This is a genomic window from Flavobacterium keumense, assembly GCF_029866485.1.
Classification (GTDB): Bacteria; Bacteroidota; Bacteroidia; order Flavobacteriales; family Flavobacteriaceae; genus Flavobacterium; species Flavobacterium keumense.
Window position 1 is genome coordinate 2,489,622 of record NZ_CP092332.1, and the last position, 21,073, is coordinate 2,510,694.

General features: G+C 34.7%; 14 protein-coding genes. 5 read left to right on the forward strand and 9 right to left on the reverse strand.

What is annotated here, in order from left to right:
- The first annotated feature begins 88 nt into the window (after nt 1-88).
- From folE to lgt, 4 genes are all read left to right on the forward strand, one after another.
- Nucleotides 89-760, forward strand: a complete 672-nt coding sequence (gene folE, locus MG292_RS11095; RefSeq protein WP_264532661.1) for a GTP cyclohydrolase I FolE — start codon at nt 89-91, stop codon at nt 758-760.
- A gap of 119 nt (nt 761-879) precedes the next feature.
- Nucleotides 880-2,358: a cysteine--tRNA ligase gene (cysS, locus tag MG292_RS11100; protein WP_264532660.1), complete on the forward strand. Its 1,479-nt coding sequence runs from the start codon at nt 880-882 to the stop codon at nt 2,356-2,358.
- A 37-nt stretch (nt 2,359-2,395) separates the two neighbouring features.
- Nucleotides 2,396-2,644: a membrane protein insertion efficiency factor YidD gene (gene yidD, locus MG292_RS11105; RefSeq protein ID WP_264532659.1), complete on the forward strand. Its 249-nt coding sequence runs from the start codon at nt 2,396-2,398 to the stop codon at nt 2,642-2,644.
- 37 nt (nt 2,645-2,681) lie between these two features.
- The gene (gene lgt, locus MG292_RS11110) at nt 2,682-3,599 is read left to right on the forward strand and encodes a prolipoprotein diacylglyceryl transferase (RefSeq protein ID WP_264532658.1); all 918 of its coding nucleotides are present in this window, start codon (nt 2,682-2,684) and stop codon (nt 3,597-3,599) included.
- Between the two features lie 348 nt (nt 3,600-3,947).
- On the opposite strand, the gene secDF is transcribed toward lgt, so the two are convergent.
- The 9 genes from secDF to MG292_RS11155 all read right to left on the reverse strand — a co-directional run bounded on the left by secDF (nt 3,948) and on the right by MG292_RS11155 (nt 20,217).
- Entirely contained in the window at nt 3,948-6,920 is a 2,973-nt protein-coding gene (gene secDF, locus MG292_RS11115; RefSeq protein ID WP_264532657.1) for a protein translocase subunit SecDF, read from the reverse strand.
- A 221-nt stretch (nt 6,921-7,141) separates the two neighbouring features.
- The gene (gene mdh / locus MG292_RS11120; protein ID WP_264532656.1) at nt 7,142-8,077 is read right to left on the reverse strand and encodes a malate dehydrogenase; all 936 of its coding nucleotides are present in this window, start codon (nt 8,075-8,077) and stop codon (nt 7,142-7,144) included.
- Between the two features lie 50 nt (nt 8,078-8,127).
- Entirely contained in the window at nt 8,128-10,071 is a 1,944-nt protein-coding gene (gyrB, locus tag MG292_RS11125; RefSeq protein ID WP_264532655.1) for a DNA topoisomerase (ATP-hydrolyzing) subunit B, read from the reverse strand.
- A 181-nt stretch (nt 10,072-10,252) separates the two neighbouring features.
- Nucleotides 10,253-11,854, reverse strand: coding sequence for an asparagine synthase B (gene asnB, locus MG292_RS11130; protein ID WP_264532654.1), 1,602 nt, complete (start codon nt 11,852-11,854; stop codon nt 10,253-10,255).
- 1,461 nt (nt 11,855-13,315) lie between these two features.
- Nucleotides 13,316-13,684: a hypothetical protein gene (locus MG292_RS11135; protein WP_264532653.1), complete on the reverse strand. Its 369-nt coding sequence runs from the start codon at nt 13,682-13,684 to the stop codon at nt 13,316-13,318.
- A gap of 378 nt (nt 13,685-14,062) precedes the next feature.
- Nucleotides 14,063-14,515, reverse strand: a complete 453-nt coding sequence (locus MG292_RS11140; protein WP_264532652.1) for a hypothetical protein — start codon at nt 14,513-14,515, stop codon at nt 14,063-14,065.
- A 12-nt stretch (nt 14,516-14,527) separates the two neighbouring features.
- Entirely contained in the window at nt 14,528-16,294 is a 1,767-nt protein-coding gene (locus tag MG292_RS11145) for a TonB-dependent receptor (protein WP_264532651.1), read from the reverse strand.
- Nucleotides 16,295-16,340: 46 nt separating this feature from the next.
- Nucleotides 16,341-17,204 (reverse strand): PhzF family phenazine biosynthesis protein, encoded by an 864-nt coding sequence (locus tag MG292_RS11150; RefSeq protein WP_264532650.1) that lies wholly within the window; start codon nt 17,202-17,204, stop codon nt 16,341-16,343.
- Between the two features lie 4 nt (nt 17,205-17,208).
- Nucleotides 17,209-20,217 carry a tetratricopeptide repeat protein gene (locus tag MG292_RS11155; RefSeq protein ID WP_264532649.1) on the reverse strand — a complete coding sequence of 1,003 codons (3,009 nt, stop codon included), beginning with the start codon at nt 20,215-20,217 and terminating at the stop codon, nt 17,209-17,211.
- A gap of 167 nt (nt 20,218-20,384) precedes the next feature.
- Here MG292_RS11155 and MG292_RS11160 point away from each other — a divergent pair, with 167 nt between their 5' ends.
- On the forward strand, nt 20,385-21,068 hold the full coding sequence (locus MG292_RS11160; RefSeq protein WP_264532648.1) for a cell division ATP-binding protein FtsE: 684 nt from the start codon (nt 20,385-20,387) through the stop codon (nt 21,066-21,068).
- The last annotated feature ends 5 nt before the right edge of the window (nt 21,069-21,073 follow it).

Here is a 21,073-nt window from a genome sequence, read left to right on the forward strand (position 1 = left end):
ATTAAATCATAAAAGGGTTTCCTTTTTTTGCATTTTATTAATTATCTTTACCGCTTGAATTGACATACCCTTTATAACAATAGCTTTAATGATAAATAACGAAGAATTTCAAGACGAAATAGGAAACAATCATATTAGTACCAATGCGAAAAATCCGCTAAGGGATGATGCTTTTGCTATTGCTGACGACGAAAAAATTGAACGCATTAAAAAAGACGTAGAGAATATCCTAACCACCCTAGGTATGGATTTGACCGATGATAGCTTGAAAGGCACTCCTAACCGAGTGGCTAAAATGTTTGTAAAAGAGATTTTTGGAGGATTGAATCCTGCCAGAAAACCAAAAGCTTCTACGTTTGATAACAACTACAAATACGGCGAAATGCTAGTGGAAAAAAACATTACGGTCTACTCTACTTGCGAACACCATTTATTACCCATTATTGGAAGAGCGCATGTGGCGTATATTTCAAATGGTACCGTAATTGGTCTTTCTAAAATGAACCGAATTGTAGAATATTATGCTAAAAGACCTCAGGTGCAAGAGCGTTTGACTATGCAAATTGTACAAGAATTACAAGAAGCATTAGGTACTGAAGATGTAGCGTGTGTGATTGATGCCAAACATTTATGTGTGAATTCAAGAGGAATTGGTGATATTGAAAGTAGCACCGTAACTTCGGAATTTGGAGGTAAATTCAAAGAGGCACAAACAAAAAGAGAATTTTTGGATTACATCAAATTAGAAACTCGATTTTAAAGAAAACCGACTTTAGCAACATAAAACCTTAGCCCTGATGGAAGCGGCATCCTTTACTGCCGATTTTCGGCAGAAAAGATACAGCGAACAGCAGGAAACAGCTCCTAAAAAAAATAGAAATGCCATTATATAAAAGTCAACAACTAAAAATATACAATTCTCTTTCGGGAGAAAAAGAAGTTTTTACCCCTATTCACGAAGGAAATGTTGGGATGTATGTTTGCGGCCCAACGGTGTACAGCAATGTGCATTTGGGAAATCTGAGAACTTTTATGTCGTTTGATGTGATCTTTAGGTATTTCCGTCACTTGGATTACAAAGTGCGCTATGTGCGTAACATTACCGATGTAGGGCATATTGTGGACGACGTGGATGAAGGCGAAGATAAAATTGCTAAAAAAGCGCGTTTGGAACAACTGGAACCAATGGAGGTTGTACAACGCTACACCGTGGATTTTCACGAAATTTTGAGTGCTTTTAATTTTTTACCACCAAGTATTGAACCTACAGCTACAGGGCATATTATTGAACAAATTGAAATCATCAAAAAAATAATCGAAACTGGAATTGGTTACGAAGCCAATGGATCGGTGTATTTTGATGTGGTAAAATTTAACGAAACCAATCATTACGGGCGTTTGAGCGGAAGAAACATTGAAGACATGTTAGCCAATACCCGTGATTTAGACGGTCAATCGGACAAAAGAAATCCGCAAGATTTTGCTTTATGGAAAAAAGCCGAACCGCAACATATTATGCGTTGGCCTTCGCCTTGGAGCGATGGTTTTCCGGGTTGGCACTTAGAATGTACTGCTATGAGCACCAAATATTTGGGTAATCATTTTGATATTCACGGTGGCGGAATGGATTTAAAATTCCCGCATCACGAATGTGAAATTGCACAAAATGAGGCTTGTACAGGACAAACTCCTGTTAACTATTGGCTTCACGCCAATATGTTAACGCTGAATGGCAAAAAAATGGCGAAATCGACAGGTAATAACATTTTACCTAGAGAGATTTTGACCGGTGAAAATACGATTTTGAGTAAAGCTTTTTCAGCTTCAGTAACGCGTTTCTTTATGTTACAAGCGCATTACCGAAGTATTTTGGATTTTTCTGATGATGCTATTGTAGCGGCTGAAAAAGGATACAAACGTTTGATGGAAGCGATGAGTATTTTGGAATCAATTCCTGCTGCTAGTCAAAGCACATTGAACATTGCCGAATGGAAACAGTTGTGCTATGAGGCCATGAACGACGATTTCAATACACCTATCTTAATTGCACAATTATTTGAAGGGGTTCGTTTTGTGAATGTTTTAAAAGAAGGCAAAGAGACTTTGACTGCCGAAGATTTGAAAACTTTTACTGCCGCAATGAATGCTTTTGTTTTTGATGTTTTAGGCTTAGAAGACGAAAAAGTAAGCGACGGGAACAACGACAAATTAGAAGGTACGGTAAACCTACTTATCGAAATGCGTAAACAAGCAAGAGAAAATAAAAATTTTGCTTTGTCAGACCAAATTAGAGATCAATTATTAGCTTTAGGCATTCAATTGAAAGACGGCAAGGAAGGAACCACTTTTAGTTTGTAATATTGTACGCTTTGCACCTCATTCAAAAAACACGATAATGGTATCTAAAATTCTTATTTTCCCTTTTTTGATGTTGGTGCGCTTTTACCAAGTGGCTATTTCTCCTTTTACTCCCGCTGCTTGCCGATTTGAGCCTACGTGTTCTTCGTATATGATCGAAGCATTGAAAACACACGGCTTATTTTATGGCTTATTTCTAGGCACTAAACGAATTTTAAGCTGTCATCCTTGGGGACGAAGTGGTTATGATCCAGTTCCACCCAAAAAATGCCAACACAAACTATAAATTAAATCTTTATTTTTACATTAAATAAATATAAAAAATGACACAGACTTTATCCATTGTTTGGAATCCTTCAGAAGGAATTGATTTAGGTTTTTTCATGATTCGTTATTACAGTTTAATGTTTGTAATTGCGTTTGGATTGGGTTGGTACATCATGAAGCATATTTTTGTGCGTGAAGGTGAAACCATTGAAAAACTAGATTCGTTATTCATTTGGACGGTATTGGCTACTTTGGCTGGCGCACGTTTAGGACACGTTTTCTTTTACGATTGGGAATACTTTAGAAACAATTTATTGGAAATCTTTTTACCAGTTAAATTCGAGCCTAACTTTCATTTTACAGGATTTCAAGGTTTAGCGAGTCATGGTGCGGCTATCGGAATTATATTGGCTATGTATTTTTACAGCAAAAATATTTTACAAAAACCTCAATTATGGATTCTAGATCGTATTGTGATTCCAGTTGCAAGTGGGGCAATTTTTGTTCGAATGGGAAACTTCTTTAATTCAGAAATTATTGGAAAAGAAACTACATCCTCTTTCGGAATTAAATTTATCCGTGATTATTTTAGCCCAAGAGATGCTGTTAATGCTACTCAAATTGCAGATCCAAATGAAGCTTACAAAGCGATTGCTACTGACCCAAAATTTGCAACCCTTTTAGAACAAGTTCCCGCAAAACATCCTACGCAATTGTACGAGGCATTCTGTTATATTTTTGTGTTTGCCATTTTGTTTTTCTTGTATTGGAAAACTGAAGCCCGTAAAAAATCAGGCTATTTATTCGGATTGTTTTTAGTGTTATTATTTTCCGTTCGAATAGTGGTCGAATCCGTAAAAGAAAGTCAAGGTGGTTTTGAGAGTGCCTTAGGCTTATTATCAACTGGACAATGGTTGAGTATTCCTTTTATCTTAACTGGTTTTTATTTTGTATTTACTGCAAAAAAGGTCTAATTAGACGAAATTGTTCCCGATACAATTTTCTTACTGAACTTTGGAATAAAATCACTCGAACTGATGAAAAGCAATTAATAAAAATTTGCAAATCTGCGGTTGAGATTTAAAACAGAAAAGGCTGTCTACTAGTGTAGACAGCCTTTTTAATTTTGGACCTACCAATAAATGAGTGATAATACTTCCCCCCTAAAAAGAAAAACTTCAGATACAAATAATTTAGACAGACAGACGATTCTTATTGGCTAACTTTATCGAGATTTTTACCTTAAGAAATAAGGAATACATAGAGCAAAAAAAAGGATCCAACTTTCGTTGAATCCTTTTTGAAATATAGGCTATTGAAAATTAAGCTTCTTTATGCTCTTTTTCAATTTGATTTTTGTCTGATCTTGAAATCGTATCTACCAATACTGGAGTAGCGATAAATAATGAAGAATACGTTCCTACTATAATTCCTACTAACATCGCAAAGATAAATCCTCTGATTGACTCTCCTCCAAAGACAAACATGGTCAATAATACTAAAATCATCATTAATGAAGTATTCAACGTTCTTGATAATGTTGTATTAATAGAAGCGTTTACAATTTCTTCAAAACTTCCTTTACGTTTACCCATAATAAACTCTCTAATTCTATCAAATACAATTACAGTATCATTCATTGAGTAACCAATAACGGTTAGAATAGCCGCAATAAAGTGCTGATCCATTTCCATGTGGAAAGGCATGAATTTATAACATAAAGAATAAATTCCTAATACAAATATCACGTCATGCGCTACCGCTGCAATCGCTCCTAATGAATACTGCCATTTACGGAACGAAATCATTAAGTACAAGAAGATTACTGCCATAGCTCCTAAAACCGCCCAATACGAGTTAGTTTTAATATCTTCAGAGATAGAAGCTCCTACTTTTGAAGCTTGTAACACTCCAACTTTTTTACCGTCATACGAATTAATAAACTGATCGTAAGAAGTATTTGAATAATAATGTTGTAATGCTTTAAATAGCTTTTCGTTTACTTCTTTATCGACATCCATCCCCTCTTCAGTAATTTTATATTTAGTTGTGATCTTCAATTGATCATCTGAACCAAATACTTTGGCTTCTACAGTAGTTCCAAATTCCTTTGATAATTCTTCAGAAACAACAGAAGCATCAATTGGTTTTTCAAATTTCACCTGAAAAGTTCTTCCTCCAACAAAATCGACACCTTGATCTAATCCATTTACAAAGAATATAGATACTAAACTTACAACTACTACTATTGAAGAAAACACATAAGTAATTGTTTTAATCTTGATAAAATCAAAATGGAAGTTAGTGAACCAATTTTTAGTGATTGCAGTAGAAAAAGTCAGATTGCTGTTTCTTTCAATATCTCTGTCAATAAATATTCTTGCAATAAAAATTGAAGTAAACAATGAAGTTACAATACCAATTAATAATGTTAATGCAAAACCTTTAATCAATCCTGTACCAAAAGTAAACAAGATGGCACCAGTTAAAATATGCGTTACGTTAGCATCAATAATAGAACGCATTGCCCCTTTCCATCCATAAGAAGCAATTACAGTTTCAGACAATGATTTTCCTTCACGTAATTCTTCTTTAGCTCTTTCATATATAATGATGTTGGCATCAACCGCTGTACCTAATGTTAAAACGATACCTGCAATACCTGGCAAGGTCAATACAAAACCAAAACTTGCCATGATACCAAATAAGAACAATAAGTTTAACAACAACGCTAAATTAGCGTACCAACCTGCTCTACCATAGTAAAACACCATCCATAAACAAACTAATAAGAACCCAACAATTGATGAAATAGTACCTGCATCAATAGCAGCTTGTCCTAATGATGGCCCTACTACTTCTGACTGAATAATATCAGCTGAAGCTGGTAATTTACCTGCTTTCAACACATTGGCTAAGTCTTTTGTCTCTGTAACATCAAAATTTCCTGAAATTTCTGATCTTCCACCTGCAATTGGCCCACTAGATACTCCGGGAGCAGAATAGACTACATTATCTAAAACAATTGCGATATTACTTTTTTGAGTGTAGGCTTTACCTGTTAACTCTTCCCATGCTTTAGCTCCTTTACCATTCATTTGCATAGAAACGGCTGGCTTTCCTAACTGATCAAATGTATCACTAGCATCTGTAACTACACCACCACTTAAAGCAGCAACATTATCTCTATTCCCTTTTAGTGCATACAATTCAACCGCATCAATATCATTTGATTTAGCATCTTTAATTTTTGTTGGTTTACCCCAAACAAATTTTGCATATCGTTGATCTCCAGGCAGTAAAATTCTAATATCTGGTCTTCTTAAGTATCCTCCAACTACAGCAGTATCTTTTGGTGCAAAAATAGCTAAAACAGGACCTCCACCTTGACCGATAATCTTATCTAAAAGCGGGTTGTTTCCTTTTTTAGTTGAAGCAGAATCTTTAGCATCAGTCAAAAGTGCGCTTAAGGAATCTTTAGCTACTTTTTTAGGTGCAACTTTTTTAACTTCTGTTTTCTTCAATGACTCATTTGCAACCATTAAAAAGTTACCAATTTCTTCAACTTTATACGTTTCCCAAAACTCTAATTGAGCGGTACTTTGTAACAACTTTTTAATTCTATCTACATCTTTTGCTCCAGGAAGTTCTACCAGAATTCTTCCTGATTCTCCTAATTTTTGAATATTGGGTTGTGTCACACCAAATTTATCAATACGTTTTCTCAATACTCCAAAAGCACTCTCTACAGACTCATCAACTTTTCTTTTGATTACCTTTTGAACTTGTGCATCTGTCATTTGAAAATCAACACCACCTTCTCCTTGCAAACTTCTATTGGCAAAAATATCAGGAGATGCTAATTTCACTGTCCCCTTAGAATTGGCTTCAAACGCTTCAAAGAAAGCATCAATATAGGTTTGATTTCCTTTTTGATTTGCAGTTGCATCTGCTAAGGACTTATTAAAAACTGGATTTTTAGAATTATTAGATAATCCTTTCAAAATATCTTTTACTGAAACTTGAAGAATTACGTTAATTCCACCTTCTAAATCTAACCCTTTATTCAATTGTTTGTCTTTTACTTCGTTAAAAGTAAAATCAGAAAAACCAAGGTTAAGTACCTTTTCTTTTCCGATTGAATCTAGATATTTTAATTCTTTTTCAGGATTTCCACCTGCAAAAGCTTTAGCATCACTTGCTACTTTATTAGCTACGAAAGTGAAAGAAAGTTGGTAAATACTTACCAATGCAAATAAAATTGCAAAAAATTTAATGAGTCCTTTATTCTGCATTATTACTAAAAATTAATTATTTTTTTATTTATACTACTTAACATACTGTAAAACAGTAGTTAAACTTGCTTTTTAAATCTATCGCCAATTAAAAAGCAAGACTTATTTTTTAAAAACGAGCAAATATATAATTTAAGGTTAAGATTAACCAATTTATTTGCCAATTAATCTCAAAAAAAAGACTGCAAAAAAACGCAGTCTCTTTAATTTTTATTTAAAAATTATGCTAAAACTGATTTCAAATCAGCATTCATATTTCTAACAGCATCAGCACTTTTTGCAAATAATGCTTTTTCAGCATCGTTCAATGTAATATCAACGATTTGCTCCACTCCGTTTTTACCAATAATACAAGGAACACCGATACAAATATCATTTTGACCGTATTCTCCTTCCAAGAAAACAGAACAAGCAATCATTTTTTTCTGATCATTCAAGATACTATCTACTAAATATGCTACAGAAGCTCCTGGAGCATACCAAGCTGAAGTTCCTAAAAGTCCTGTCAAAGTTGCTCCTCCAACCATAGTGGAAGCAGCTACTTTTTCCAATGCTTCTTGAGAAAGGAATTCAGAAACTGGAATACCATTGTAAGAGGCTAAACGAGTTAATGGAATCATTGTGGTATCACCGTGACCTCCAATTACCATGGCAGAAACATCATTTGATGGCTTATCCAAAGCTTGTGATAAATAATATCTAAAACGAGAACTATCTAAAGCACCTCCCATTCCAATAATTCTGTTCTTAGGCAAACCTGTAGATTTCAATGCCAAATAAGTCATGGTATCCATAGGATTTGACACTACGACTACAATTGTATTGGGAGAATGAACTAAAATATTCTCTGCAACTGTTTTCACAATACCAGCATTAATTCCAATTAATTCTTCACGAGTCATTCCTGGTTTTCTAGGAATTCCAGACGTAATTACTACCACATCACTATTAGCAGTTTTTGAATAATCATTGGTTACACCAATCACTTTAGTATTAAAGCCTGTATTAGTAGCACATTGCATAATATCCATAGCTTTCCCTTCAGCAAAACCCTCTTTAATATCTAACAAAACTACTTCACTAGCAATTCCTCTATACGAAATCACGTCTGCACAGGTTGCTCCCACATTTCCTGCTCCTACAATTGTAACTTTCATGTTTTTATTTTTAAAAATTATTTTCTTCTAAATGTAGAGAAATTTTCTGATTATGCATCAATATTAGCATAAACCGCATTTTTCTCAATAAATTCTCTCCTTGGCGGCACCTCATCTCCCATCAACATGGAAAAAACACGATCTGCTTCCACCATATTTTCAATGGTTACTTGACGTAAAGTTCTGAAATTTGGATCCATAGTAGTTTCCCACAACTGCTCCGCATTCATCTCTCCAAGACCTTTATATCGCTGAATGGATGCACTTCCTCCCATTCTTTCATTCGCTAAATCGCGTTGATCTTCTGTCCAAGCGTACTCTTTTTTATTACCTTTCTTAACTAAATACAAAGGTGGCGCAGCAATATATACATGTCCTTTTTCGATTAATTCTCTCATGAAACGGAAGAAGAATGTCAAGATCAAAGTCGCAATGTGACTTCCATCGACATCGGCATCACACATGATAATAATTTTATGGTAACGCAACTTCTCTACATTCAAGGCTTTGCTATCTTCTGCGGTTCCAACCGTCACTCCTAAAGCTGTGAATATATTACGGATTTCTTCACTTTCAAACACCTTATGATGCATCGCTTTCTCTACATTCAAAATTTTACCACGTAATGGCAAAATGGCTTGGAAATTTCGGTCACGCCCTTGTTTTGCAGTTCCTCCTGCCGAATCTCCCTCAACAAGGTATACTTCACATTTTTCTGGATCTTGTTCAGAACAATCAGACAGTTTTCCTGGTAATCCACCGCCACCCATTACGGTTTTACGTTGCACCATTTCACGCGCTTTTTTAGCAGCGTGACGGGCTTGAGCAGCCAAAATTACTTTCTGAATAATCACACGAGCATCATTTGGATTTTCTTCCAAATAATTCTCCAACATTTCTGCTACAGCTTGACTTACAGGAGAAACCACTTCTCTGTTTCCTAATTTAGTTTTGGTTTGTCCTTCAAATTGAGGCTCCGAAACTTTAACCGAAATAATCGCAGTCAATCCCTCACGGAAATCGTCTCCTGAAATTTCGAATTTCAATTTATCCAACATTCCAGATGCATCCGCATACTTTTTAAGCGTTCTTGTCAAACCACTTCTAAAACCTTGCAAATGCGTTCCTCCTTCGTGTGTATTAATATTATTTACATACGAAAAGATATTCTCTGAATAACTTGTATTGTAAATTAGGGCTACTTCAACCGGAATTTCTCCTTTTTCGTGATCCATCGAAATTACATGACCAATAATTGGCTCACGGTTTCCGTCTAAATAGCGAATGTATTCTTTCAAACCTTCTGTAGAATGAAATACTTCAGAAAGGAAGTTACCATCTTTATCTACTTCTCTTTTATCTGTAAAAGTGATTTTTATGCCTTTGTTCAAGAAAGACAATTCACGCATACGAGACGACAAGGTCTCATACGAATACTCTGTAGTTTGAGTAAAAATGGTTGGATCTGGATAAAAAGTAACAATTGTTCCTCTTTTAGTCGTATCTCCAATTTGTTTTACTGGATACAAGGCCTTACCTCTTTCGTATTCTTGTTCGTAGATTTTTCCATCACTACTATGAACCGTCGCTCTCAAGTGAGAGGACAAGGCATTCACACAGGAAACACCTACACCGTGTAAACCTCCAGAAACTTTATACGAATCTTTATCAAATTTACCTCCTGCACCAATTTTGGTCATTACAACCTCTAAAGCCGAAACTCCTTCTTTTTTATGAATTCCAACTGGAATACCACGCCCATTGTCTTCAACAGAAATTGACCCATCTTCATTGATCGAAACACTGATAGTATCACAATGACCACCCATAGCCTCATCGATGGAGTTATCTACCACCTCATAAACTAAATGATGTAATCCTCGTACTCCAACATCTCCAATGTACATTGATGGACGCATTCTTACGTGCTCCATTCCTTCTAATGCCTGAATACTATCCGCTGAATAATTATTCTTGTTAATCTCCTCACTCATATTTTTAATCTAAAATGTAAAATTGTATAACAAGCAAATATATAAAAACAGGGGATATTTGAGAAGGAAATTGGCCTTTATAAATGTTAAGTTATCAACATTTGTTTATATTTCAAACAAAAAAAGACGTTCTTCTTACGAAAAACGTCTTTTTATCAACAATATTTGAACTAATCTAATCTTATTTAGCAATCTCAACATCTGCTTGAACGTGAGCCGCATTGGCTCTACCACTTGGATCTTGATTCTCTTGCCATTTTGGAATCCATTTTCGCACGGTTTGTGCCGCACTTACTTGTGGATAATATTTATGAAATATGGTTCTGTAGAAATACGCTTCTTTAGTCGTTGGCGTGTTGTACGGAAACTCAGCCTCTGCACCCGCTAATTGCTCGTCAGTAACTTGAGACGAACAGTATTCAATTAAGTGGTCAATCCAGTTGTACCCTACACCATCAGAGAATTGCTCTTTTTGTCTCCACAATACCTCATCTGGCAAATACGGATTGTCTGGCGTATCAAATGCTTTTCTTAAAATATATTTCTCTCTACCATCGTAGGTTTTTGGCATTTTTTCTTCTGGTTTGATACGAATTGCCATATTCAAGAAGGCTTTATCTAAGAACGGAACCCTAGCCTCTAAACCGTGAGCCATCGTTGACTTATCTGCTCTTAATAAATCAGCAGTGAATAATTTTTGAACTCTTTCAATCGTTTCTTTTTGGAAATCTTCTACCGTTGGCGCATTTCTAAAATACAAATACCCTCCAAAAATCTCATCAGCACCTTCTCCTGAAAGCACCACTTTGATTCCCATATCAGTAATGGCTTTCGACAAGAAATACATTGGTGTACTTGCACGAATAGACGTTACATCATAGGTTTCTAAATGCCAAATCAATTTGTCTAAAATTTCGATACCTTGTTCAATAGTAAAGTGTACTTCGTGGTGCTCTGTTCCTAAAAACTCTGCTACTTTTTTAGCTGCTTTAGCATCTGGCGCATCAGCATCTAAACCAATTGAAAACGAATGTAATTTTTTACCACTTTCTTTCAATAATCGTGACGCAATTGAAGATGTTAAAGACGAATCCAAACCTCCTGAAAGTAATACTCCAATTGGCACATCACTCATTAAACGTTTGCGAGTTGCCTCAGTTAACGTTTCTCTAATTAGATCCAAATCTAAATCTTGATCTGCTTTAGTGTAATCTTCGTATTCTGGTTGGTAGTATTTTACAAAACCAGTGTTAGGTGTATAATAATGTCCTGGAGGAAATGTTGAGAACGTTTTACATTGGTCAGCAATAGGTTTCATTTCAGAAGCAAAATAGATTCTTCCTCTATCATCCAAACCGTAGTACAATGGCTTCACTCCCATTGGGTCTCTACCTGCGATAAAATCGTCTCCATCAACTACCACAAAAGCCCAATCTCCATCCAACATATTACAGAAATCGTATTTGAATTCTTCATACAAATGAACAATTACTTCTGAATCAGATTTGGTTCTAAAAGTATGCCCTTTCAAAACACCATCTCGCAATGCTTGGTGATTGTAAACCTCTCCATTATGCACCATCCAAGCTGTTGAAGTCCCTTGAATAGGTTGACGTCCTGAATGCAAGTCAATAATTGACAAACGCTCGTGACTTAAAATATGTCCATTCTCTGTAATATGTAAATCACTTTCATCTGGACCACGGTGGGTCATTCTTTTTGAAAGTTCTCTCACTAATTGTTCATCTTTTCCTTTTCCAATGATGGCTAATATTCCGCACATAATCTTAAAAATTTACTTTTTGTTATTTTGATACGGCAAAGATGGTTTAAAAGTTACGATTGAAAAACATAAAATGTATTTTTAGTTATAAAATAAAACCAAATAATCAATTTTATAGTATAAATGTAATTTAAAATAAAAGAAATTGAAAGGTAAAGTTAAAAACTGTAAAAAGGAAGGTATTTTAGTATTTACTGAAATAGTCTGTTAAGCTTTGCACCTAACGTTCTGCGGCTCTGAGCAGTAGCAGCAATTTACCGCTTTGTTGTAAAGATATGTAAATTCCCAATTGAGTAATTTCCGTCTAAGAAAAATAAAACCCGCTATTGCGCGAAACCACTGTTAACGGTTGTTTACCTATTATATAATTTCCGATTTTCTATTCTTTATCAACAACTGAATACCTAACAGAATTAAATTTAAAACTAATAAAATATGCGGTAAATATGTCGGCCAAGCTTCTGTAAAAGATATCATAAACAACATATATTCTGCCAAAACAAACGAAACAAAAATCAGTAATGTCATTAACCAATTCAAAATCATTTTTCTTTTAAGTGAAATTTGGATTGACTTAAACATAATTAGTATTCCAATAAGCATTGGAATTATTCCATATAAGTAAAATTCTAAGTCATACATTTTAGGTCTTGTTTTTCTAGTGTCCCGGGCAAATTACCGCTAATTTGTGGCTTGGCGAGGTTGCGAAATTCGGAACTTTATTTTTTCTATTAAAGACAAAAATTCTTGCGAAATGTAAACGTGAATTTACTACAAAATTCGCTATTGCGATATACGGCTTTTAGCAGAAGAACTAAATCAGATTTATTATTTCGCTTATTAAAAAGCATATGCCAAGTGGGAATATAAATAAGGATAATTTTAACCAAAACTCAAGTGAGGTTGATTCTTCAGATTCTTCATCATCAATAAAATAGTTTAAAGACCAATTTACGTAAAAGTAAATATGTCGATTATATTTTTTTAAAATTATTCTATCATAATATTTGTAGAACAGTAAAAATAATATTGGACATATAGAAAAAAATAGATTTTGCTTTTCAATTGTAGTGGATCTATTTTGAAATGATAGTATAGATAGTATTGGCAAAACTAAAGCTATTATCAAAGATAAATTATAACTCCTTTTTTTTCTCCATATTTTGTGAATTGGAGGATACACAAATACAGGAATAAAAAGCCACATAAGAGAAATTATTGTAATCATTAAGATACGATTTTAATAGTATTGCTGGTAACGTTCCCGCGCTACACGCAGGCTGGGATTAAAGATGCGTATTCTTTCGGTTAAAAACAAATGTGTCAAACACAAACTATCTTCAAATTAAGCCAATTGCCCAGCTTGCTTGTAGCGTGTGTTGGTGGCTGGTTGTTTTGTCGAAATTACGAATTACCGCAAATTTTTCACGCTTCTGTTTTCACTTTACATTTTAACTTGTTTTATTCTAAGAAAGTGATATCTTCTTCATCTTCTTGATACTTTTCATATTCATCATCATCTTTAGCATCAATTTCTTCAACATAGCCATAAGACTTTCTAATTCGGTCTTGAATAAATATTGTAATAATTAAGATGAAAGTAAGAAATAATGAAACCATTATAAGTCCAACTAATGGTAATCCACAAAAATTACTGTTTTTTTGAAGGTTAGATAGAATTATGTTATGCTCCAAAATGGTTGTTAGGATTTGGCCTAAAAAACTAATCAAGCAAACTGTTCCAAAGCTTAATTTAATATCTCCACCTATAGCTTTTCTGCCAAAAATAATTTGAAATAATAATGGCAAAAAAAATAAAATTATGCTCATTCTTTGATATTTAGTATTGTTAATTTCTGCTTTTTAGATTTGCTTCGCCTGTTAGCTTTTGTTCGAGTCTGTTGGTAGATTCCAATTTTCACGCTTCTGTTTTCCAAGTTTCAACTGTTTAAGTTTCTGTTGGTACGTTCCAATTTTCACGCTTCTGCTTTGAAAACATTTGGCGGAAACAACTGTTTATTTTCAAATTGGATTTGCCTGCGTAATTTCGGCTCAACTTGCCACCAACTTGTATATATGCGAAACAAACTTTCGTATATACACCCAATATAGGGTAGATTGGCGCAAGTTGGTTTCGCTTTATATTTCTCAAATATAATTATTTTTCCTTACAAGTGTAGGTTCTGCGTTGGTAGTAATTTTAAACTTTTACTCAATACTCTCAATACAATAGTGAGTCCCATTAATCTCAAAAGTAAACCCAATTGGATTGCCCATCAATTTACTTCCCAAAGGCGATTGTGGCGACAAGGCAATCACATTTACTCCTTCAATAGCAATCTTAGGCAAGGCGACACTGAGGTACAAATAAATACTATTGGCTTTAACCAAACTCCCCAGAGCAATCGTTTCTGTTACTTTTAACGGATCCATTTTATCTAAAATAGCTTTTTGAGCTAAGACTTCGCTCAATTTATGATTCAGTTTTTCTTGTTCGATATGCATCATCGACAAAGCCGTTTCGTGCTTATCTCCAGCAGAACCTTTGGCATCGTTTTTAGAATCTTCCGTCAAGGCCGAAATCATATCCCGAAAGACATCTATTCGATCTTGAACCAACTGTAAATAATAGGTGTGCGTTTTTTGTTTGAAAGTGGTCAAAGTAGAATCGTATTAAAAATCAAATTTATAATTCGCACCCAATACCACTTGAAATCCTTGAACCGGGTAGTTCAACCATTTTTGATACGCTTGATTAACAATGTTATTGGCTTTCAAAAAGGCAGTCAATCGTTCACTATGTTTGTACCCCACATGAGCATTCAAATCAATATACGATTTTAAAGTCGTTGGAACATAAGTTGGCGGATAAACATAAATCAAATCAGTATTGATTTGTAGATCTTTTCGGGAACCCACAAAAAACACATCCGCACCAGCGTACCATTTTGTGTTTATGGTATAATCTAGATTCGCATTCAATTGTATCGCTGGTAAATTCCATGCTTCGGCTTGTGTTTTTGTATTATAAACAGACAACGTACCATTGGCACCAAAATGAATCGCTTCGGTAATATCCGCTTTCAATTCACCAAAGAAGCGTAGTGTTTTTACATTGTCATAGACCACTTGTAACGAATTTCCATACGCATAGGGTCCGTAGTTGAAATTAGCCGAAAAATCATTACTTTTAAACAAGGCTTTGTTATTCTCATCTACAAAAGAACCTCTAATATTATAGCTTATATTATCTGCCAATTTACCTTTTAAACCAGCAAAAACATCATACTTTTTGTTGGTTGGCGCAATTTGTAAAGTAGGCGACAAAAACGGATTTTCGTCCACAAAATTCAAATAGGAATTTTGGTCTAACCCACCTTCAGCTCCGGTATAGAAAATCATTAAATCACCCACTATTTTATGAGAGGCTGTAACTTGCGGATACAGAAATAACTTGTTGTTTCTATTTTTGGTATCCAAACTATAGTACAATCCCAAACCTAAATGTAGGGTCCAATTGTCTTTTTCCAATTCATAACTTGGCGAAAGTCCGAAATTAGTATATCCATATTCTAATGGTTCCGAATTAGTTCGGGTGTAATTATTCTCAAATTTTCCTCCCAAATAATCCACAATAGCGTTCAATTTTATTTGTTTTCCAAAAGCAGGAAATTGAAACGACGGTTTAGCATAGAATCTATTTTCAGACGAACCGAAAGCATCTGAAAAATGAGCAAATTTAAAACTTGAAGCCTCCAAAATGCTCTCATCAAATTCTATTTTAGAGTCTAATGTAATGGTGTTATACGATTGTTTTGGATTGATTCCTGCTACTATAATATCATGAATAGTTGGCGTCAATGCGTCCATAAAATTAGTTGGCAATCCATACCAATGATAAATCTGATTTTGATAGCCTAAATTAATATTCCAAGACAATTCTTTTGCTTCGGCACCATAGGTTAGATCTAATGAAGTATCATAAAACGAATTATCTAAGGCTACGCCTTTTATTCCTCCCTGAGAGGAAAGATGACGCAACATTCCCGCCACATATTCTTCCGAATTCAAATCTTGAGTAGCGAATAACTCTGCATTCAAAGTCCCGAAGTTACCTCCTCCAAAAGTGGCATAACTTTTATAAAAACGACCAATTTCTTCCTTATCTACATTTTCAGCACCACCCTTTGAAGGTGTAAAAGTAGAAGCCACTGGGAAAGAAAAAATACTGTACTTCACCGTTTCTTTTGCAGTGATTCCTTCCTCATTTAAAGCAGGTGTTTCTTTTATTTTAAACGCATCCGAAATAGTTGGCGTATATGATTTTACCACATTTACTTCTTCCGTTCGCATTTTGTCTTGTTTTTTTTGTGCCAAAGCCAATGAACTCCATGCTAAACTAAGCGCCAATACTGTATATTTCAAATTATTTTTTCTCATATTCTTTATTATTAAACCAACTGTGAATAGCCGTTTTATTAAAAAATTAAACCTCCCATTCTCCTTTTGCGATGAATTGTGTTTTCCCACCAATTTTAATTTCGAAATGATCTTGACTCCATTTTCCATCAAAATATATTCTTGAAGGACGTCCAATATAATCTCCCTGCTGGTTTATTATTTGCAAATCAGATTGATAATATTTCAACAAAAATGCCTGTAAACAAGTACTCGCACTCCCTGTTGCTGCATCTTCCTTCAATTGATTGTTTTCCAAATACAACATTCTACTGAACAAATTTCCGTCTTCTAAATAAAAAAAGTACAACGCCCTAAAATTAGTTTTACAATTCAAATGCAACCATTCGTTCATCTTGGCGGTATTCAATTCCAAATGAGCCAATGCTTCTTTATTTTGAAGCGGAACCATTACAAAGGCACTCCCAGTGCTTACTTCTTGAATGGGAAAATCCGTAGAGAAATCAGTTCTTTTTAAATTACTAAATTCTAAAAAACCCTCTGGTTGAAACGTGTCAAAAAACTCCGGTTGAGCTGATTGCAACCACACTAAATCTCCTTCTTGAGAAACCGGAATAGTCCCCACCGGAACGCTAAGGTTGATATTGTTAGGATTAGTGGAATAGATTCTATTCATCAGCACCCACGAGGTTCCAATAATGGGGTGACCTGCAAATTTCATTTCAAACTCTGGGGTAAATATTCGAATCTCAGCTGTATTGTTTTCAGCATCCAGTTGCGTGATAAACGTACTCTCGGCAAAATTAATTTCGCTAGCAATAGCCTGCATTTGTTCTGTAGTCAAGTTGTGAGCATTTTCAAAAACAGCTAATTGATTTCCTGCATACTTTTCTTCAGCGAAAACATCTACTATATAAAATGGTAATTTCATAGAATTAATTAGTGATTGACGAATTGGTTTTAGATTCCTCCGCTTTTATCGTTTCCAAATCTTTTTGGGCTTGAGCCACAACCTCAGGAAAATCCGTAAAGTTTTTAATGATAGTTTCTAAAATATAGGTGGCTTGATAACTATCTTTCAAAGCATAAAAGTTAGTTGCCATTAACAACAACCCTTTGGCACCAAAATATTTGTAATCAGAATAATTTTTGGCCAATTGTTGTATAGCTACATTGGAATCCTCAAACTTTCCTGCTTTATTTTTAAAATACGCATCATAATACAAGGCTTCTGCTCCCAATTCTCCTTGAGCAGTCATCAATTTTTCGTAGCCCGATTTCGCTTTTGCTTCATCGCCTGTTTCCATTGCAGAACGCGCCACTACAATTTGCGCATCGCTTTTAACATCGGCCTCTGTCTTCGGATTTTCTAGTACTTTTTCAGCATACACCACCGCGTTAGCATAATCCTTTTTATCGTAATACAATTTCATCAAATTGGCTTGAGCAAAGGTTTTGTTTTGCAACAAATCCGCTTCAGTTTCAATTCGAGATAAAACTACAATTGCCTTTTCTACTTCTTTTGCTTTCAAGAAAATTTCAGCTAATCGCATTAAAGACGGCTCTGTAAACTCGTTTCGTGGCTCCGCAATTACATATTCATAATTGGGTATTGATTTTTCCTCTGACCCATTTGAATATTGGGATTGCGCCAAATAAAAATGAGCCTGCAAGGCGTGAATCCCTTTTGGGAATGCGGTCAAATACGCTCCAAATCCAGTGATTGCTTGACTAGTGTTACTTTGTTGGTATTGTTTCTCGGCAGACTCATACGTATCATTATCCAAATCGGCATCCGAAACAGCTACGAAATCTAGCGTACGAACCCAAGAAGCATATTCATCTACTTTTCCATTTTCAACATAAATTAATCGAGCGGTGGAAACGGCTTCTAAAGCTTCTGCCGATTTTGGAAACGCGGCCACAACCTGCTTGAATTTTGCTATAGCTTGGGTGTCTTTATCTGCGTTATAATACACCAAACCTTGTCTCAAAATAGATTTAGACACAAATGAACCATTTTCAAACTCTTTAATCAATTGATCGTAAGTTGCAATGGCTTTCTCGTCTTTATTCTCGGTCACATAAGTATTTCCTAATTCAAACAACGCATCATCTCGGTATTCTGATTTAGGGTAAAGTTGTAAAAACGACACCAAGTTCTCGATTTTTTTCTCATTTTTACCTACAAAACCATACGAAATGGCTCTTTGATAAAAAGCATAATCAGCATCAACACCCTTCTGCTCAATTACTTTGGCATAAGCCTCCATAGCCGGCCAATATTTTGAAGTTACAAATCGACAATCTGCTAAACGCAAATAGGCATCGTTCATACGCACCTTGTCAGTCCCTTTTTCGATTTGTTTTTGAAAATAATTTCCTGCTTGGTCGTATTCTTTCATTTTGAAGTACGCATAAGCTATATTGTAGTTGCAATTTTTAAATTCAGCAGTGTTGATCGCTTCAGCAAAACTTATAAACTGTTTGAATGTCAATAACGCATTTTTAAAATCATCCAATACAAATTGAGTTTCTCCTTTCCAAAACGTAGCTCTTGCTGTAATCAAAGCGTCTTTTTGTTGACCAATTGCTTTTTCAAATCGCTCTAACGCTTCTTTGTATTCTCCATCGGTAAAGGATTGCAAACCACTATAAAACAGCACTTTTTGATAGGCCAACTTGTTTTCTTGAGTGCCTTTTTTCTCTAAAATTGCCAAAGCTTCTTTATAATTCTTAGAAGAAATATAAGAATCAATTAATAATTTTTCAATCGCCGACTGATTTGAATTTTGAGGATAGCGTTCCAAAAAAGCCATCAAAATAGCAGGGACACTTTCGTACGAATTACCTATTTCGTAACTCAATTTTGCATAATTCAAACTCGATTCTTCTTTTAACGAAGCATCAAAATCCATTTCAGAAGCATTTTTAAACGCATTTAACGCTTCTTGCTTTTTGTCCAAATGCAAATAACTCTGACCTAAATGATAATAGCCATTTTGCGCTACAAAATCTTTTCCATCAATAATTTTATTGAATTGCGAAACCGCTTCCTGAAACTCTTTTTGTTGGTAGTACGCAAATCCTAACTGGTAAAAATCAACATTCGTCCATTTTCCATTTTTTCCTTTGTATAATTTCAAATACTGAATTGCTTTTTCATATTCTTTCAAATTGAAATAGCTTTCACCAATAATTTTATTCAATTCGGATTGTTCTGCCAGTGTCGATTTAGCCATTGCTTGTTCTCCCAAATCAATCGCTTTTTGGAAATTTCCTTGCTTAAAATTCATATCCGATTGATAATACGACATGCGCTCTTTGTATTTCCCTTCGGTAGCAACTGCGTCAAAATATTGAGTTGCTCGCTTATAATCATCTCCTTCATAAGCCATAAAACCTAAATAGTATTTGGCTTGCGAACCGTAATTTGGCGTATTCAATACCTTATTCAAATAGATTGAGGCTTCTTTTTTGTTTTTAGCAACAAAAAAACTGTATCCTTTTTGGAAATTGTATTTTTCGCTTTCGTTAGCTCCCAAATACATTTCATCTACTTTTTCATACCAAGACAAGGCTTTTTCGTAATTTTCTTGTTGAAAATAAAAATGACCTAGTTCAACATAGGCTTGATTTCTCTTCGTACTCGTTGGATAATCCGAAACAAAGCGTTCCATCAAACTCCCTGCACTAGGTTGACGTTCGCGAATAGCACACATGGCGGTATAATACAAACAATCCGACAAGACTTCTTGATTCGCTGAATTTGTTTTGATGCGATCAAAAACTAATTTTGCAGATGCATATTGACCCGCAGTATATAACGAAACTGCCGTTTCAAAATCTTTTGAATTAGAATTATATATAGTTGATTTTTGAGCTGAAACCGATAAAGTTCCCCAAAAAAGTAGGGTGAATAAAATCCCAGAGAGTGTACGCATTATACTATTTATTTAAAATTCAAATGTATCATATTATATAGCGTATAACGAAATGGTTTTAGTATTTATTATGAACAATTGTTTTAACAAAAAATAAAAAAAATTGCGCTAGATAATTGATAATTGCCAATTGATAATTACTTTTACCACATAAACAAATGCAAATTATGTCACAGTCCATTTTATCTTTACGAAACGCTACTATCTATCAAGAAGGAAAAACCATTTTATCTGACGTAAACCTTGAAGTAAAACAAGGGGAATTCATTTATGTTATTGGAAAAACAGGCTCAGGTAAAAGTAGTTTATTAAAGACTTTGTATGCCGATTTAGAGCTAAAAGAAGGTGCTGGACATATCGTAGATTTTGATTTGGCTACTTTAAAAGAAGACGATATTCCTTTTTTGAGAAGAAAAATCGGAATTGTTTTCCAAGATTTCAAATTACTCCCAGACCGTACCGTAAAAGACAATATGCTTTTTGTTTTGAAAGCAACAGGCTGGACAGACAACACTGAAATGCTTCAAAAAATAGACGAAGTATTAGATAAAGTGGGAATGAAAGATTTTGCCAATAAAATGCCACACCAACTATCTGGTGGAGAACAACAACGTGTTGCTATTGCAAGAGCCTTATTGAATGACCCTGAATTAATTTTAGCAGACGAACCAACCGGTAACTTGGACCCACAAACCAGTGCCGAAGTGTTGGAAGTACTTCGCAAAATCAATGAAAATGGAAAAACCGTTTTGATGTCAACTCACGATTATGCATTGTTAGTCAAATTCCCTTTTAAAACATTAAAATGTGAAGATGCTAAAATTTTTGAAGTAGTTCAAAAAACGGCCTAATTCCA